The following is a 17,835-nucleotide window of genomic DNA, read 5'->3' as shown; positions in this document are numbered from 1 at the left end:
AACGCTCGGCGAGCGCACTCGACCATCAGACGAAGCCACCCCACGCTCGCACGACGGCACTCGACCAACCAGACGCCGCTATGTCGCGATCGGCAGCTCTGTCCGACTGGGAATCCGACCGTAGGTGGTCGTCCGCTCACGTGCCGGGCGGCCGATCCCCTCGGCCATCTCGCGCAATTCGGCGATAGTCTTCTCCGAACCGTGCATCGAGCCGGCCATCCGGGAGATGGTCTCCTCCATCAGCGTGCCACCGAGATCGTTCGCACCACCGTTGAGCATTACCTGGGTTCCTTCGATACCCAGTTTGACCCAACTCGTTTGGATGTTGTGGATACGGCCGTGCAACATCACTCGCGCCAGGGCATGCGCGGCGCGGTTGTCGCGGTGCGTCGGACCCGGTCGCGATGCGCCCGCGAGATAGAGCGGCGAGGACTGATGCACGAAGGGAAGCAACACAAATTCGGTGAAACCGCCTGTGCGGTCCTGGATTCCACGCAGCGTATTCAAGTGCCCGACCCAATGTCGCGGGGTGTCGACGTGGCCGTACATCATCGTTGAACTCGACGGCAAGCCAACCTCGTGAGCGGTCGAGATGACTTCGATCCACATCGCCGTCGGCAGCTTGCCCTTGGTCAGTACCCAACGCACCTCGTCGTCGAGGATCTCCGCGGCGGTACCCGGGATGGTGTCCAGACCCGCTTCCTTGAGCGCGACGAGCCAATCCCGGATCGATTCACCACCACGCGACGCCCCGTTGACGATTTCCATCGGACTGAACGCGTGCACGTGCATCGACGGCACTCGCGCTTTCACCGCGCGTACCAGGTCGGCATAGCCGCTCACCGGCAGCTCCGGATCGATGCCGCCCTGCATACAAACCTCGGTCGCACCGGCCACGTGGGCTTCCCACGCGCGGTCGGCAACCTCCGACGTCGACAGCGTAAACGCGTCGGCATCGCCTTTACGTTGAGCGAAGGCACAGAACCGGCAACCGGTATAGCAGATGTTGGTGAAGTTGATATTGCGGTTGACCACGTAGGTCACATCATCACCGACGACATCTCGCCGCAGGGAATCCGCAAGCGCCACAAAGGCTTCCAGTCCGTCACCCTCGGCGGTCGCCAACGCCAGATAATCGTCGTCGGACAGACCCGCCGGGTCGGCCTCGGCCCTGCGCAACGCGGTCAAGACATCAGAATCCACTCGTGCCGGCGCCGAGTGCGAGGCAATCTCCAGAACCTGTTCGCGGACCGTCTCCCAGTCGCCGAACGCACTCGCCAGGTCGCTACGCGTATCGGTGTTACGACCTTCGGTGTCGATGGCGGTATTCAGATCGACGCGGCCGGCCGACTGCCAGTCTTCGTCGGGCTCCTGCCAGGGCAACCCGGTCGGCATCACGTTGGCGGCGGCAAGACCGGATTCGGGATCGGCGAGTGCACGCACATGCGTACTGACCCGAGGATCGATCCACGGCGATCCGGCCTGGACATATTGCGGTTGCGCCGTCAGCCGCTCGGTGAGGACATACCCGGTAGACGCCGTGATCTCCTGCAGGACATCGAGATTGGGCCACGGACGTTCCGGATTGACGTGATCGGGCGTCAACGGCGATACCCCGCCCCAATCGTCTATCCCCGCCTCGATGAGCATCCGGCATTCGTCGGCCGACACCAGATTCGGCGGCGCCTGAATCCGCATCGACGGCCCCAGCAACAACCGCGCGACCGCGATCGTGGCGCGATACTCGTCGAGATCGGCGTCGGCGACCGACCGCATGGCCGTGTCGGGCTTGGCCCGGAAGTTCTGCACAATCACTTCTTGGATATGCCCAAAAGCCTTGTGCGTCTTACGAATTTCCATCAACGAATCGGCACGCTCAGCCAGCGTTTCACCGATGCCGACGAGAATTCCAGTAGTAAACGGCACCGACAGCCGACCAGCGTCTACGAGTACTCGCTTGCGAACCTCGGGATCTTTGTCGGGGCTGCCGTAATGCGGTTGCCCCTTCTCGGTGAATAGCCGAGTGGACGTGGTCTCCAGCATCATGCCCATCGACGGCGCGACTGGTTTGAGACGCGATATCTCTTCCCAGCTCATCACGCCGGGGTTCAGATGCGGCAGCAGGCCAGTCTCTTCCAACACTCGGATAGACGCGGCACGCACATACTGCAGGGTTGAATCGTAACCACGCTCGTCAAGCCATTGGGCAGCTTCGGGCCAGCGCTCCTCGGGCCGGTCGCCGAGCGTGAATAGCGCTTCCTTACAACCCAATTCGGCGCCCCGCCGGGCGATGTCGAGCACCTCGTCGATCTCCAGGAAGGCACCCTTGCCCTCCCGCGCCAATTTGCCGGGAACCGTGACGAAGGTGCAGTAGTGACACCGATCGCGACACAGGTGGGTCAGCGGAATGAAGACCTTCCGCGAGTAGGTCACCTGACGGTCCCGGCCCACTGCCGTCAGACCGGCGTCGCGCACCCGGGCCGCACTGGAACACAGGTCGTCGAGATCGGCACCGGTGGCGGCCAGCAAGACCGCGGCCTCGTCAGCGTTTATGGTGGCACCGTCGCGCGCCCGGCGCAACGCGCGCCGCATCGCGGCAGGCGTCGGCGGCGCCTCTATCGGTGGGTCAACTACCCCCATGTTTGCTACCCCCGTGTCGGTTGCGTTCTGTGGTACTCGTTCGTGCGCCGGCATCGAAGGCTCGGGCAGCGGTGTACTACTCACCATTCCGATACTAACCCCGTACACCCCCGCAGAAATTCCGGTGTCGGCGTCGGAACCGTTAATCAGTGTTGAGCAGACCGCGCCAACTGAGCACCACCGGCCCGAGGACACCACCGACCAGCAGGGCCATGGCTCGCCAATTGGTAATCAACAAAACGTCTCCGCCCGGGCCGCTGACTCCACTGACCAGCAGCACCACCACCCAAGCCAGTAGCGGGCCCCAGCGCAGCGGCGAATCAGTGAATCGAGACGCCAGCCATACCAGCAGAGTATTGCCGACCATCGCGATTGCGATTCCGACCGGAACGGCGGCATCGCCGATACGCAAGTAGGTCAGTGTCACCGACAAGACGCCGACGACGAAACCGTCGATGATCAGAAAGGCGAGCAGCGCCGCATCTACGATTCGCGAGAACCTCGACCTCGAAAGTCCCTGTGTCATCATGACAATCCGGCAAAGAGGTCGGTTTCAAAACCATCCGGCGCCTCGTCGAGGCCAAACCATCCGGTCCGAATGAAGTGTTCACGACGACCGATCGGTTGCAGGATGTTGTTGGATAGCGCGTATTCGGTTCCCGACGGCGCGACGGTCACCTGCGTGGCGTGGGCCCGCAATGCGGCGACCTTACGGTCGTAGACGTCATCGACATCGATTTCCGCGGTGATGCGCGCATCGGGATAACTCGGTAACTCCCCCGCCGTCGGCATCCGCCAGCCGTCGGGCACGCGCCCGGCGGCCTCGGCCAGGCCATCGCGCAGCACCGATTCCTGAGTCACCGACTCATAGACTTTCAATTGTGCGCCAAGGGTTTTCGCCGCGACCGGAAGAGCAGCGGCCGATGCGGCGTGGACGGTCTGGTGGTCGGGATGGCCGTACGTTCCGGCCGGGTCGTAGGTGATGACTACCTGCGGGGCAAAGTCCACAACTTCGGCTGCCAACGTCGCTACGACCTCGTCGAACATTGCCCCGGCCAACGCTCGAGGATGTGACGCGGAGGGCGCGCCGGCCATCCCCGAGTCTCGCCAATGCCCGGCACCACCGAGAAATCTCGGTGCCATCGGCTCCCGGTCCGGCGGAGTGAGTTCGGCCAGCGCCGAGGTGAGTTCACCGATACGCAGGCCGCCGAGCTGATCGGCACCGCCGTCGGCGACCAGTTGTGCCCATCGATCGCCGATCACTTCCCCCTCTTCACCGAGGGTGAACGTGAGTACTCGCACGTCGACCCCGTCGGCGAGATAGCGGGCGATAGTTCCGCCGGTCATCAGGGACTCGTCGTCGGGATGGGCATGCAACAACAGCAGCCGACGTCCGGCTGTCACTTGGTCAGCCCCCAGCGAACCGAGTCACCGAAAATCCCCACCTGAATCGGCCCGGTCAGCGGAACCCCGAACACCGACGGCGTGACACCGGCGAGCATCGAGTCCTGATAGAAGGGCAGATAGACGGCCTTCTGCGCCAGCAGCCCCTCGGCCGTCGACAATAGCGGCGCCGGATCCTCGGCGCTCAAGGCACGGCGCGCCAGATCGATCAACGTACTGTCACACAGACCGGAGACATTCGACGCGAAGTTCGCGTTGCCGTCTTCGGTCAATTGCCCGGGAGCAACACTCGTGGGAGTCGGCGGCGTGGATAGCGAGGGCGCGGTGCGCGGCTTGGGCTGATCACAGTCGACCTGCGAGGCGAGCGACGTCGCCGGCGGGACGCCGAGGCCAGTCCAGCCGACGACCAACTCGACATGCGAATTGGTCAGTGCCACACCATAAAGCTCACTATTGGGCAGAGCCACTACTTTCGCCCGGATACCACCGCGCCGAAGCTGATCGACGATACTCGCGGCTGCCGACGTCGACCTGGGGTCGCTGGCTACCGCACCGACGCGCACGACGAGTGGCTTGCCGTCCTCGGACAACCACGGTGCGACGCCGGCTGGCACGTCTGCCACATCGGCAAGTTCCTCTTCGGACGGCTCAGCCGGATCCGAGGTCGACGGGGTAGCCGTGGTCGACGTCGACGAGCTACGCGACGATGTCGGCGAACTCGACGTCGGCGGCGTACTCGATGTCGGCGGCTTCGTCGGAGAGGGCGCACCCGACGTCGGGTCCGGTGAGGACGGTGCCGCGGTTTTGGGTGTGCCGAGCTGATACCCGGCGTTCGCCATCAACTGGGCCACTGTCGTCGACGACGGGCGCTGTCGTTGTGACGGAACATAATTCGGGTCCGACGGCGCGTACACGGTGTTGGCATACGGAGTCACGATGTCGTCGCCCGCGCTCGCGAGCGTCACCAAACCGCCATCGATCATGCCGAGCAAAGCGGTGCGCACAGCCTCCGACCTCATCGCGGGAGATCGGGTGTTCACGTTGAGAGTCAGCGCGCGCGATGTCGGGTTGCGCTTGGCGGTCATCCCGGGAACGGTAGTCAGCTCCGACGTTATTCCGGGCGCGGTACTCAGTGCGGTGATCGCCGAATCGCCGGACCGTACCGACTCGACCATCTGTGGCGCGGTGCCTGCCCTGCGCAACACGATCTGATCCAGCAGCGGCGGCGTTACCCAATAGCGATCATTGCGGGCCAGACGCACTTCGTCGCGGTTCTGGTCAATGCTGACGATCGCGAATGGTCCGCCCGACACCGGCTTACCCGAATCCATACCGGTTTGGAATCCCGCCGGCGCGCCCTTGAGAACGTGGCTCGGCAGCAGGAAACGGAACAGCTCGCGCCAGGCGGGATAGGGCCGCGCGAAGCTCACCGAGACGGTCTTGCCGCCGCCGCTGGTCGCGACGTCGTCGATCAGCCGATAGCCCGCCGGAGCCACGGCATTGGGTTGGCGGGACATCTGCTGCCAGAGATAAGCGAAGTCATCGCCGGTGATAGGCAGTCCGTCGGACCACTGCGCATCGTTGTGAATGCGGTAGGTAACCGTGAACGGCTTCTGGTTGGTCACCTCCGCCGAGGTCAACAGGGCCGCCGATCGGCGCCACACCACGCCGTTTGGACCGAGACTCGGGTCGAACGCACTCGGTAGGGTCATCGCACCAATCGCCGTGGTGATCGGTGATTGATCGGCGCCGACATGCGGATTGAACCCCGCACCAATCGAATTGGTCGCGATGAAGACCGTCTTCTCCGTCGGGTATTCGGCTTGCGGAGGCGCGACCGCGGTGGGTTGCACCGCAGCTGGCGGGGAAGCCATGCACGCACTGGTCACGACCGCGCACAACGCTACGATCAGCGCCACCGACCAGCGCTTGTTAACCAGTGCACCGGAACGAGCGCGCGGGCCGACCATTAGTGCCCTCACGTGGGGACCCCCGCCTCTACTAACCTGCGCTCTGGTCGCGGGACTTGGCCCGGGACCGTTCACGTGCTCGCGTCGATGCATCGAGATGCACCTTACGCACCCGCACGACCGAGGGGGTCACCTCCACGCATTCGTCCGCGGCGCAGAACTCCATCGCGCCTTCGAGGTCGAGTTGCATCGGCTTGGCCAGGGTTTCCATCACGTCGGCTGACGACTGACGCATATTGGTCAGTTTCTTCTCACGAGTGACGTTGATGTCGAGGTCTTCCTGGCGTGGGTTAATACCCACCACGTGGCCCTCGTAGCTGTCGTCTCCCGGATGCACGAAGAAGGTGCCGCGGTCGGCCAACTGGATCATCGCGAACGGTGTAACAGTGCCCTGACGGTCACTAACCAGTGAACCGGTGTGGCGGGCGCGGATTTCGCCGGCCCACGGCGCGTAGCCGTCGAATACGGCGTTGGCGATACCGGTGCCACGAGTCTCGGTGAGGAAATCGGTGCGGAAACCGATCAGACCGCGGGAGGGCACCACGAATTCCATCCGGACCCAGCCGTGGCCGTGGTTGTTCATCTGGTCCATGCGGCCCTTGCGAGCGGCGAGCAACTGGGTCACCGCGCCGAGGTGTTCCTCGGGAACGTCGATGGTCAGGTGCTCGAAAGGCTCGTGCGTCTTGCCGTCGACCTGACGGGTGACCACCTGAGGCTTTCCGACGGTCAGTTCGAAACCCTCGCGGCGCATTTGCTCGACGAGGATAGCCAGGGCCAGCTCACCGCGACCCTGCACCTCCCAGGCGTCGGGGCGGCCGATGTCGAGGACACGCAATGACACGTTGCCGATGAGTTCGGTGTCGAGTCGGGTCTTGACCATCCGCGCGGTCAGCTTGTTGCCCTTTTCGCGGCCGGCCAGCGGCGACGAGTTAGTGCCGATGGTCACCGAGATCGCGGGTTCGTCGACGGTGATTCGCGGCAGCGCCTGTGGGTTCTCCAGGTCGGCCAGGGTGTCACCGATCATGATCTCCGGCATGCCGGCAACCGCGACGATGTCTCCCGCGACCGCGGACTCAGCCGGCTGGCGCTCGACGCCGACGGTCGCGAGCAATTCGGTGATCTTCGCCTTTTCGACGACGGGCTCGCCGTCGATCTCGCGTAGCCAGGCAACCTGCTGACCTTTACGCAGCGTGCCGTTGTGAATGCGAACGAGTGCGAGGCGACCGAGGAAGGCCGACGCGTCGAGGTTGGTGACATGCGCCTGCAGCGGAGCTTCGACCTCGCCCTTCGGGGCGGGCACATACTCAAGAAGCACGTCGAAGAAGGCGTCGAGGTTCTCGCCCTCGGGAACGGTGCCGTTCTCCGGTTTGACGGTGCTGGCGACGCCCGCGCGGCCCGATGCGTAGAGGACGGGCAGGTCCAGCGCCAGTTCGGCGGCGGCAGCGGCCTCGGCATCGTCGAGGTCGGAAGCGAGGTCGAGGAGCAGGTCCTGACTTTCGGTGACGACCTCGTCGATGCGGGCGTCGGGACGGTCGGTCTTGTTCACGACCAGGATCACCGGCAACGACGCCGACAGCGCCTTACGCATCACGAAGCGGGTCTGTGGCAGCGGCCCCTCGGATGCGTCGACGAGCAGCACGACGCCGTCGACCATCGACAGGCCGCGTTCGACCTCGCCACCGAAGTCGGCGTGGCCGGGGGTATCGATGACGTTGATGACGACTTCGGTACCGTCGGGCTGGGTACGGTGAACCGCGGTGTTCTTCGCGAGAATGGTGATTCCCTTCTCGCGTTCGAGGTCACCGGAGTCCATGACTCGATCGACCAGCTCCGCGCGCTCAGCGAACGCGCCTGACTGGCGCAGCATGGCATCGACCAAAGTGGTCTTGCCGTGGTCGACGTGCGCGACAATCGCGACGTTGCGGAAGTTAGGAGCGACGCTCACTGGCTCTCTTTCGTATGGCGGTCAACCCTCACAGAGTATCCGCCCATGCGTTGAGACGCCGATCACAGCCCACTTAGGCTGTGCTAATTTGCCTAGGTGAGCAAGATGTCGCCGGCGAAGATCCGCAGCGTAAAGCCGAAGAAGAAGTGCTGCCGCTCGTCGAAGCGATGCACAAAATGCCCGGTAGTGCTCCATCGACTGCGCAAAGCACACGCCGAGAACATGTCGGAAAAGCAGTTCGCGAAAGCGCTGAAGAAGGCGCGGGCGGCGTAGTAGTAACGATCCAGTGCCGCGCCCGCTACTCCGACTCGCCCAGCAACGCCACCAAGTCGTCCAACCACACCGCATCGGCCGGAACCAGTTCGCCCGCCCGCGCCATCGCGCCAAGTTCACCGGCGCTCACCCAGGTCACCGCCGAATGCTCGACCGCGACCGGCTCACCCTCAACCAGCCACGCATGTCGGGCGACGAGAATTAGGTTGTCGCGCAACACAACCGGCTCGCCGACGCCGCGTCCGATGCCGATCCGGACACTCAACTCCTCGGCGATCTCACGCTCCAGAGCAACACTGACCGCCTCTCCATCCTCGACTTTGCCGCCCGGCAATTCCCACAATCCGGCGACGTCGTCGGGATAACTGCGCTGCGCCAACAACAGTTTCTGATCCCGGACTATCGCCGCTGCGACAACCGTTTTCACCCTCGCCGCACTCCGATAAAGGCCACCCGATCGGGTATCACGCGCAATCCAACGTCGTCACCAACCGTGACGTCGGTCAATTCGTGATCGGCTTCGGCGTCGATCTGAAGGTCGGCGACCGAGACTCGTAGACGCAGACCGCTCGGCAGGGAAGTAACCCTGGTGACCAAGCCGGTGACCGCGGCATTCGATGGATCGCATACGGCCGTCGCATCCGGACGAAGACCAATGGTCAGAGGTCCGGTCGCGCTCGGCACACGGCCTCCAGTGTCGAAATCGCCAAGGGCCGTTGATAATACCGACCCGGTCGCCGTCGCTGACACTATCGCCGTGACACCGAGGAACGTTGCGGTAGCTTCGTCGACCGGGTAACGCCACAAATCCTGCGGGGTGTCAGTCTGAGTGACGACGCCGCCCGAGACGACCGAAATCTGATCACCCAGCACCGCCGCTTCGGTGTGATCGTGGGTAACCATGATCGTCGGAGTGCCGGTGGCCCGAATGATGTCGGAGATCTCCCCGACCAATTGTTCCCGCAGCAACCGGTCCAGGGCCGCGAGGGGTTCGTCGAGTAAGAGCAATCGGGGCTGCGGCGCCAGTGCACGAGCGAGCGCCACACGCTGCGCCTGTCCACCGGACAGCTCGTCGACCGAAACCTTTTGGTAGCCGGATAATTTCACCAGATCGAGCATTTCCGCGACCCGCTTGTTCGCCTCGTTGCGGGAGACCCCGCGCATCCGCAGGCCATAGGCGACATTTGATTCGACGCTACGTCCGGTGAATAGCTGGCCGTCTTGAAACACCACCCCGAAACCACGACGATGCGGCGGGGTATTGGCTAAATCGACGCCGTCGAAGGAAATCGACCCGGATACAACGGGTTCCAGACCGGCGATCGCCCGCAGTAAGGTCGACTTTCCACACCCCGATGGGCCGAGCGCCACGGTAACCAACCGGTCGGCGTCACCCGCGGCCCAGTCCAAACCATCCAGAACCGTGGTATCACCATATGCGACAACCAGTTTCGAAATCTCCAACATCAGCGCCTCGGTTCCGCGGACCGGCCAGCGAGACGGCCGGACGGACGGCCGACCAACTCGATGACCAGAACGGCTACCGTCGTCGCCACCACCAGCAACATCGAACACGCCATCGCCGTCGCCACTTGATCCGAACCCGGTTTATTCAGCGCCGACCCGATCAGCACCGGTAACGTCGTGGTGTCGGGTAAGGCCAGAAAGCCGGTTGCCCCGAATTCGCCCAGCGCCATCACGAACGCGAAACCCGCTGCGGCACCGAGTGATCGACCAACCATCGGCATCTCGATAGTCGTCCAGACCCGCACTGGCGATGCGCCCAGCGTCGCGGCCGCCTGGCGCGCTCGCAGCGGAATCGCGTCGAGGGCGGGTACCAGAATCCTGATAACCACGGGGATCGCGATAAGTGATTGGACAGCCGGGATGATCAGCGGTGAAGTGCGTACGTCGCGAGGAAGCGCCGCGAGCACGATCAGGTATCCGAACCCCAGCGTGACCGCACTGATCCCCAGCGGCAGAGTCGAGACGAAGTTGCCGACGCCGCCAGCGATCCGCCCTCCCCGCGAGATCACCAACGCGCCCAACATGCCGATAAGGAGTGCCACGGTCGCTGCGACCGCCGCACTAAAGGTGCTGTAGCCCAACGTCTCCAATGGTGTGACGCCGTTGATCGGAGTGACCAGACTCCGGTAACCCGCGAGTGTCCAGGGGCCACCGGCCTGTGGGCGCACCGACCAGAGCGCCAGCACCACGAGCGGAGCGACGAGCCACAGCACAGTCCACGCACACACCGCTCCCACCGCGACTCGTACAAGACCGACGGCGCGGCGTCGACGGCCGGCGCGCTGCGCGGCCATCGCACCATCGGCCGCACCCGATCCGCCTGCGCCGCATAGTCGTACGAGCCCTAGCGCGGCGAGAACGACAACGATCTGCAGCATCGACAAGACCACCGCATCGGAGATCTGGAAATAGCCGATCGCCCGGGTGTAGATTTCGGTTTCCAATGTCTGCAGTTCGCCGTTACCGAGAATGATAATGACACCGAAACTAGTTGAGCAGAACAGGAATACGAGCGCGGCAGATCCCGCGAGCGCCGGTAACAGTCGGGGCAGGGTTACCGTGTGGAATGCCCGCCACGGCGCGGCCCCCAACGTACGGGCGGCCTCGGCGGCGCGGCCGTCTATTCCCTGCCAGGCCGCGGCGACCACCCGAACGACCACCGCGACATTCAGGAAGATATGTGCGGCGAGAATCGGATATAGCCCCGACGTCACGCCGAGGAACTTCAACGGGCCGTCGAAAACCGTACGGAAGGCCACGCCGACAACCACGGTCGGCAGTACGAACGGCACCGTGACAATCACCATGAGAAGTCGTGAGCCGGCAAAATCGATCCGCGCCACCAGCCAAATGATCGGCGCCGCAACGATAACCGTGAGCAGCGTGGATGCGGCTGCCTGCCCAAGGGTGAAGCCCAGCAGGCTCCAGGCGTGGGTGCGGGTCAGTGTTTCGCCGAGTGGGGCGCCGGCAGTGTCGTGAAGTGCCCGGTTGATCAGCGCAGCGAGCGGCCAGAGGAAGAAGACACCCAGGAAGAGCGTCGGAACGAGCGCGAGCGCGCCAAACCGCAGACGCAACTCTCTACCGACCCATCACGGTGCGCCACTGCGTCAGCCATTGCTCCCGGTTGTCGGCGATATAGGACGGCGGCATGTTGACCGTCCACTCGGGTATCGGGGCGCGGGCCTGCCAGCCGTCGGGCAGTGGCGTGTTCTTCCGCACCGGGTAGACGTACATAGACGATGGAAGTGCTTTCTGCACAGTGGGACTCAGCAGGAAGTCGACGGCCTTGCGGGCGCCTTCCTCATTCGCGGCGCCCTTGAGGACACCGACATACTCGACCTGCCTAAAGCAGCTTTTCAACAACGCTGACGTGCCGGGCGTCGCTGCCGGCGACGACGCGTAGGACACCACAATTGGCTTGTCCCCCTTGCCCGTTCCAGCACTGAAGAGTTGGTTGTACGCGGTTTCCCATCCCGACACCACCGTCACGCCGTTGTTCTTCAGGGTGCGCCAGTAGTCCTGCCACGTCCGCGGGTAGACACCAATAGTGGTGAGCAGGAACGAGATTCCCGGCGATGAGGTACCCGGATCAAGTACGACCGTCTGTCCGGCGTATTCGGGTTTGGTGAGATCGGCCAACGATGTCGGCGGTGGCTGGCCTTTGCTGTCGTACCACTTGTCGTCGACGTTGAGACAGACGTCGCCACGGTCAACCGCGGTGAGCAAGCCTTTCGCATCGGGCAGTGCGTAGTCATCGGCACCGTTTACCGACTCGGGTGACGTGTACGGCGACAAGGCGCCGGCCCGGACAGGACGCGAAGCGAAGGTGTTGTCGATGCCGAAGACCGCATCGCCCTTCGGCGATCCGGGAGTGAGCGACACCGTCGACGCCAGTTGTCCGGCGTCGCCGGATTTGACGATCTTGAGTTCCAAACCGGTCTGGGCCTTGAACTGCGCCACCACATCGTCGGGCAGGGCGAACGATTCATGGGTCAACAAGACCACCTGCGACGCGGAATCGTCGGAGCCGCAGGAGATGAGTCCCAGCATCGAAGCGGTTACGGCGATTACCGCGACCGTCGCCCGGCTCCACCAATTATTGAACCTGTCAGCGCGTTTGACCATGTCCGCCTCTGGGGTTGCTCGACTCGACCAGCTCTGGCCGACCGATCAGCGACCGGCGTCCCCAATGATAGGAGGCAGTTGCTCATCGTCATCGAATCACCTCGCTCGACCTCTTCAATATGAAATCCCGAAACCACATGCGTAACAATTGCATCACCAGACACACGTGACGCCGACTCGGTCCATTAAGCTCGCTCCCAGACTCCTGCCGCCCGGCGCGGCGTGCCAGCAGACCCCTTAGACTGACTCCGGCCGGGGGCACTATTGACCGACAACCGTAAGGACACCGTGACCGTGCGTCTCACACGAGTGCCGAACTCATCCCCGACCAAGTTCGGCCGGCGACTCATCGCCGCCAGCGCCCTCGCTGCCGCGGCATCATTGACCGTCGGAGGTATCGCTACCGCTGCTCCCGCTCCCGCGAAGCCCACCGTCAACGAACATGCGCTCAAGTCGCTCGGCGCCTTCGCTCCGGCCATCATCGGGTCGGCGGCCACTCCGGACGCGAACGGCAAGGTCAACGGCGATCTTCTGAAGCAGGCACGCACTCTTGCGGCCGCACCGGGAGTGCCGACCGAGGTGAAAGCCATGTGGGACAAGGTCATTGCCTTCCTCGGCGAACCCGGCGAACGCCAGGTCAGCGAAATGCTGCGGTCCGAAGTGGCAAAGCCCGGCGACCCGACGATCCCCAAGGGGCCCAGCAAGCCGCGCATTCAGGAATTCCTCTACCCAACCCTCGGCTTTGGCTGCATGGCCGGCAACGGCTCTCCCAACGGCGGCAATTCGATGGGTCGCGCCCTGGTTACCGCCGGACCACAGAAAGCCCCCGCCCCCGGCCCCAAGCGCGGCCAAGCCGGTTATGTCTACACCAGCCTCGGCACCGGGCCCGCACTGAACAACACCGGTCGCCCATTGCAGGTCAGCTGGATCAACATCGACAACGGGCGCACGGGACAGTTCTCCCTCAAGCGCAACGCCAAGATCAACGCGACGGACGGTCCGGGGACCTTTACCGGCATCGCCACTACCGGACGTGGCCGAGTTCTTTCGACCATCTACGGCGACGTGACCACCCGCAGTGCCACCAATAAGAAAAAGGTGTACACCTGCACGATCATCCCGACCGTCGGGCTCGCGATCATCTAGCCACGCTGCTCCTAAGCAGCTAACAAATACGGCGCGACTCGCCACATACGGCGCGAGTCAGCGCCGTATTTTGTCATCCGCGCCGTAACTTGCACTGCGCTCGCCTACGGCCATAACGCCGACGTCGCGCCAATGTCACGGGTCGGACTCGCGGCTTGCATTCATACTCACACGCGTGTTGTTCTTTAACACAAGCACCATCAGTCACATCTGTCACAGCGCCGAGCTGGGCGGATCATCCGACTTACCTTCAGGAGGCGTCATGTTCGGCACCGGTTCTCGTCGTTTCGGCGCTGGCCTAGTCAGCGTCGCGGCAGTATCTGCCCTCACCCTGGGAGCATCTGGCATCGCAACCGCGGCGCCCGCGCCCGCAGCCCCCGCCCCCGCGGCGCCGTCGGCCGCGCCGAACACTATCCCGCTCGGCGAAATCCCCTTCGACGCCGAACTCGCCGCGGCCCTGCGCATGATCAAGCAGGCCGGCATCGACAAGATCGCGATCGAGGCTGCCAAGGCTGTTCTCGGAACGGTCGGCCAGCTCTCGGTGAGCCAAGCGGTCGCGACACCTAGCGCCGCTACTACAGATCCGCTCGCAGTCCTCAAGGCACTTGGCATCACGCCGCTATCTCCGTCGGTAGCTCCAATGTGCGCCACACCGACAGCCGACAACCCATTTGGTCTCGTCACCGCTGGCGCCGGCGCGGTCAAAGGTCCGTGGCCACTCAAAGTCGCCACGCCCGCTGTGCCGCTAGATCTGCCGACGGTCAAGATTGACCCCAATATCGTCAAAGACGGTTCGACCGCATACGCCTTCGTTCCGGCCGCGGCAGACAGCGGGGCAAACGGCAAGATGCAGGTCGCCTGGTTCAATACGACGACGTTGCAGGGCGGCTTCGCCGATCTGACCACGGTCGCGAAGAACAGTCCACTACTCGCGCTAATCCCCGGAATCTCCGGCCTTCGGCTCGCGCCGGTCAACACCGGCAAGGGCACCGTCCTGTCGGCGGTCTACGGCACCGCGCAGGTCGGCAACCGCTCCTGCTACTTCCTACCCGCAGTCGGAATCGTATAGCGGCACAGCGTCATAGAGCTGTTGCGACGGTAGAGCCGTCGGGGTACGAGGTCTCGATACACCGACGGGCTCGCACGCTCGCACGGCGGCACTCGACCGGCGAGTAGAGGTTGCGGAGCCTCGGCACACACGACGGCACTCGACTAGCGAACAGACAGGCACAAGGCGTCTCCCCCGTCGTGATTTTTCGTCCCCGTCAGTCGTGTCGGAGGGCATATTGCCCTTCGACCGCCCTCAAGGGGACGGAAATTCATTTGCTGGCCGAGTGCCCGGCGAGGCGTTAGCCGAGGCGGGTGTATCGAGACCACGCGCGTTGCCACACAAGGCTTTTCGACGCTGACTCGCCCGGCGGGCGAGTCACCGTCGACACACCCTGCGTCCGATCAGGCCGAGTCGGTATCGTGCCGCTCGCACAATCCGTCGACCAGCAGAGCTTGCGCGGTGAAATAAGTTCCCAATACCCACGCTTCAACTACCTTGCGCGCCAATGCGATACGCGCATTATCAGCGGTCAGCAAATGCCGACGATTGATGATTGCCAGGTCAGAAGCTTGAAAAACGATGCCGCCCGCGGCCAGCCGGTCAGACCCCGACGTCGATGCCAGCGTCGACATCGACGCCAGCGCCCAACCGTAGGGCCCGAGCACCGGCAAGACGCCGGGTCGGAACTTCGCAAGGATTGCGGCCGGTTCGCCCATGACCGCGACACGAGGCGCCAGCGCGCGGACGGAGAACCGCGCCCCACGGCGAACCATCGCTGCAGAATAAAAAGCCTGTGCCACACCGAAAGTCGCAGCGCCGAACCGCAAATTCCGGTCTTTCTCTGCGTCGTCGGCAGCGAACTCTTCCCGGTACATCCACAGATCACCAATGGCTGACGCGGCAACCGCACCACCGACTATTAGTCGGTCCGCCTTACCAATCTCGGTGCTACCGACGACTCGAATGCCCAGTAGTGCCAACGGGATCGGTTTGGTTACCCCGGCCGCTACGCGAAACCCGAGGGCGCCGGCCACGGTGGCAGCCGTCGATGTGACCGCGTATGCGCCCCACCAGAGACGACGTCGAAGCTTGCGGTCTTCAGATAGCCGATGCAATAGCGTCACATATCTCATTGTGCCGCATCCACACACGCACCAAGCGAAGTCGTCGGTCTATCAGTGCTTCGTCTTAATCTCCGACAACCGTTCGGCCGCGACGGAATCCATCTCCTCCAGCTCCAGCCCCTTGGTCTCGCGAACATAGCGCGTGACATAGAGATATGACGCCGCCGCGCAGAAGGCGAAGAAGCCGTAAATCCATGCCAGCCCAACAACTTTGGTCATCTGCGGGAACAACATGGAAATGGTGAAGTTGGCGATCCAGTTCACCGCGGTGCATACGCCGAGTGCCACTCCACGGATGCGGTTGGGGAACATTTCACCCAGCATCACCCACATGATCGGTCCCCACGTCGCCGCGAAGGCCACGACGAAGAGGTTGGCACCGATCAACGCTACGACGCCCCAACCATCCGGCAATGTGACGTTGTCACCCGATCCTTGTTGCTGAGTAAACGCGATACACGCCATCAGCAGCCCAATGAACATACCGACCGAACCGAATAGCAACAGCTTTCGCCGACCGACACGATCCACGAAAAGTATTGCCACAAAAGTCATTGCCACATTGATCACCGCGGTGATTACCGATGTTGTGAACGACTGACTCTCACTGAAACCGACCGACTGCCATAGCGTCGTTGAGTAGTAGAAGATCGCGTTGATGCCAACGAACTGCTGGAAGATCGCCAACCAGATGCCCACCCACACCAGCGGATGCAAGCCAAATGTCGGTCCGGTGATATCGCGGATCGATGACGCCGCTTCCCGCTTCACCGTCAGCTTGATTTCCTTGACGCGATTCAGCGGGTCGATCTCACCGGTAACCTCTTGCAGAATTCGGGCGGCTTCCTCGTCTCGGTTTCGCCCCACGAGGTATCTCGGCGATTCTGGAATCAGCAGTGCCAGAACGCCATACACGACAGCCGGGACCACGCCGACGAGGAACATCCAGCGCCAGGCCTCCAACCCCCACCACAGGTCATTCGACGCGCCGTCGGCCGCGTCGCGCAGCAGAGCGTCCGACAGCAATGCGGCAAAGATGCCGAGTGTGATGGCCAGCTGCTGCATCGAAGCGAGCGCGCCACGAAACCGCGCCGGGGCGATTTCGGAAATATAGGCCGGCGCGATCACCGACGCGATACCGATGCCAAGACCACCGAGCACGCGCCAGAGCAGCAGATCGGGAATTGTCTGGGTATACGCGGTGCCAATCGCGGAAATGATGAATAGCACCGAGCCGATGAGCATTACTCGCTTGCGACCCCAGATGTCGGCCAACCGGCCCGCGAATGCCGCGCCGGCCGCGCAACCGAGCAACGCGATCGCCACCGCGAATCCGGTAAAGAGGTCGCCGAGCGCGAAGTTGCTCTGAATCGAATTGACCGCGCCGTTGACTACCGACGAATCGAAACCGAATAAGAAGCCACCGACGGCCGCGGCGACGGTGACGCCTAGGACCTTCGCGACGTGTTGTTCGGAAACCTCTGCCTGATGAGCTTCTGACACCATTGTCCCTTCGCCGCACTGGAAATTCGCCGCAAGTAAGGTCACACTACGCCGAATTACCTAGCGGTATGCGGGATTTGGTGATCGGCGCGGCGCCCGATCACACGGCTGAAGCGGTACCGCGGCAGGACGAATACTGCGGATTGACCATTGGCACAAAGGCCAACGCCCCAACCTTTTGGCGAATGGTGAACGCCACCCGCCCCTTGCCGGAGTGGATATTCACCTCCCAGGTGTTTGCCCGCGCCCGGGTGGGCACCAAGACTCGCCCGGTACGCCCGGTCGTGAGATTGCGCCAGGTAACCGTCGTCTCCGAGGTGTATTCCAAGAATCCTTGCGTGCCACCCTGCAGTCTCGGGTTGGTGGCGATCAGAGTGATCACCGGACCCGGCAATCCATCAGACGGATACGCGACTTGATTGAACACGTCGACATAGGTCCGCAGCGGCGGGCCCGGCCACGGATCAGGCACATCACATCGGAGGGTCTTGACCAGATTCGGCTCGACGCTGCGCGGAACCGCCGACGCCGAGCCGACACCGCCGACGCCCAGTCCCAGAGCGATCAATCCAGCTGTAATTACCTTCAACCGCAAGCGCATGGGGCAATGGTAATGGCTATTACACT

15 protein-coding genes are annotated in these 17,835 nt (G+C 63.4%); 2 read left to right on the top strand and 13 right to left on the bottom strand.

Features of this window, described 5'->3' with window-relative positions:
- Positions 1-78: 78 nt before the first annotated feature.
- From GOEFS_RS12560 to GOEFS_RS12520, 10 genes are all read right to left on the bottom strand, one after another.
- Positions 79-2,640, bottom strand: coding sequence for a bifunctional FO biosynthesis protein CofGH (locus GOEFS_RS12560; protein ID WP_007318292.1), 2,562 nt, complete (start codon positions 2,638-2,640; stop codon positions 79-81).
- A 142-nt stretch (positions 2,641-2,782) separates the two neighbouring features.
- Positions 2,783-3,166, bottom strand: a complete 384-nt coding sequence (locus GOEFS_RS12555) for a hypothetical protein (protein WP_040525061.1) — start codon at positions 3,164-3,166, stop codon at positions 2,783-2,785.
- Positions 3,166-4,044 (bottom strand): N-acetyl-1-D-myo-inositol-2-amino-2-deoxy-alpha-D-glucopyranoside deacetylase, encoded by an 879-nt coding sequence (mshB, locus tag GOEFS_RS12550; RefSeq protein WP_007318290.1) that lies wholly within the window; start codon positions 4,042-4,044, stop codon positions 3,166-3,168. Before mshB ends, GOEFS_RS12555 begins: the two co-directional genes overlap by 1 nt.
- On the bottom strand, positions 4,041-6,014 hold the full coding sequence (locus GOEFS_RS12545; protein WP_007318289.1) for an ABC transporter family substrate-binding protein: 1,974 nt from the start codon (positions 6,012-6,014) through the stop codon (positions 4,041-4,043). Before GOEFS_RS12545 ends, mshB begins: the two co-directional genes overlap by 4 nt.
- Positions 6,015-6,045: 31 nt before the next feature.
- Positions 6,046-7,959, bottom strand: a complete 1,914-nt coding sequence (typA, locus tag GOEFS_RS12540; RefSeq protein WP_007318288.1) for a translational GTPase TypA — start codon at positions 7,957-7,959, stop codon at positions 6,046-6,048.
- Positions 7,960-8,051: 92 nt separating this feature from the next.
- Positions 8,052-8,300, bottom strand: a complete 249-nt coding sequence (locus GOEFS_RS23450) for a hypothetical protein (protein WP_007318287.1) — start codon at positions 8,298-8,300, stop codon at positions 8,052-8,054.
- Positions 8,258-8,659 (bottom strand): (deoxy)nucleoside triphosphate pyrophosphohydrolase, encoded by a 402-nt coding sequence (locus GOEFS_RS12535; RefSeq protein WP_007318286.1) that lies wholly within the window; start codon positions 8,657-8,659, stop codon positions 8,258-8,260. Before GOEFS_RS12535 ends, GOEFS_RS23450 begins: the two co-directional genes overlap by 43 nt.
- Entirely contained in the window at positions 8,656-9,699 is a 1,044-nt protein-coding gene (locus GOEFS_RS12530; protein ID WP_007318285.1) for an ABC transporter ATP-binding protein, read from the bottom strand. Before GOEFS_RS12530 ends, GOEFS_RS12535 begins: the two co-directional genes overlap by 4 nt.
- Positions 9,699-11,333, bottom strand: a complete 1,635-nt coding sequence (locus GOEFS_RS12525; RefSeq protein ID WP_007318284.1) for an ABC transporter permease — start codon at positions 11,331-11,333, stop codon at positions 9,699-9,701. The genes GOEFS_RS12530 and GOEFS_RS12525 overlap by 1 nt, the downstream gene beginning before the upstream one ends.
- Before the next feature lie 4 nt (positions 11,334-11,337).
- On the bottom strand, positions 11,338-12,384 hold the full coding sequence (locus tag GOEFS_RS12520) for a thiamine ABC transporter substrate-binding protein (protein ID WP_007318283.1): 1,047 nt from the start codon (positions 12,382-12,384) through the stop codon (positions 11,338-11,340).
- Between the two features lie 288 nt (positions 12,385-12,672).
- Here GOEFS_RS12520 and GOEFS_RS12515 point away from each other — a divergent pair, with 288 nt between their 5' ends.
- Complete coding sequence (locus GOEFS_RS12515; RefSeq protein ID WP_373278207.1) at positions 12,673-13,530, top strand: Rv1157c family protein; 858 nt, start codon at positions 12,673-12,675, stop codon at positions 13,528-13,530.
- Positions 13,531-13,792: 262 nt separating this feature from the next.
- Positions 13,793-14,599 (top strand): hypothetical protein, encoded by an 807-nt coding sequence (locus GOEFS_RS12510; RefSeq protein ID WP_007318281.1) that lies wholly within the window; start codon positions 13,793-13,795, stop codon positions 14,597-14,599.
- A gap of 383 nt (positions 14,600-14,982) precedes the next feature.
- Here the strand turns inward: GOEFS_RS12510 and GOEFS_RS12505 are convergent, their stop codons facing one another.
- From GOEFS_RS12505 to GOEFS_RS12495, 3 genes are all read right to left on the bottom strand, one after another.
- Complete coding sequence (locus GOEFS_RS12505) at positions 14,983-15,705, bottom strand: lysoplasmalogenase family protein (RefSeq protein WP_007318280.1); 723 nt, start codon at positions 15,703-15,705, stop codon at positions 14,983-14,985.
- 51 nt (positions 15,706-15,756) lie between these two features.
- Complete coding sequence (locus GOEFS_RS12500; RefSeq protein ID WP_007318279.1) at positions 15,757-17,211, bottom strand: sugar porter family MFS transporter; 1,455 nt, start codon at positions 17,209-17,211, stop codon at positions 15,757-15,759.
- Between the two features lie 97 nt (positions 17,212-17,308).
- Entirely contained in the window at positions 17,309-17,809 is a 501-nt protein-coding gene (locus GOEFS_RS12495) for a hypothetical protein (RefSeq protein ID WP_007318278.1), read from the bottom strand.
- Positions 17,810-17,835: the final 26 nt, after the last annotated feature.

It is taken from the genome of Gordonia effusa NBRC 100432, assembly GCF_000241305.1.
Classification (GTDB): Bacteria; Actinomycetota; Actinomycetes; order Mycobacteriales; family Mycobacteriaceae; genus Gordonia; species Gordonia effusa.
Note: the sequence above shows the minus strand (reverse complement) of the source record. Positions and strands in the feature narration are given on the sequence as shown.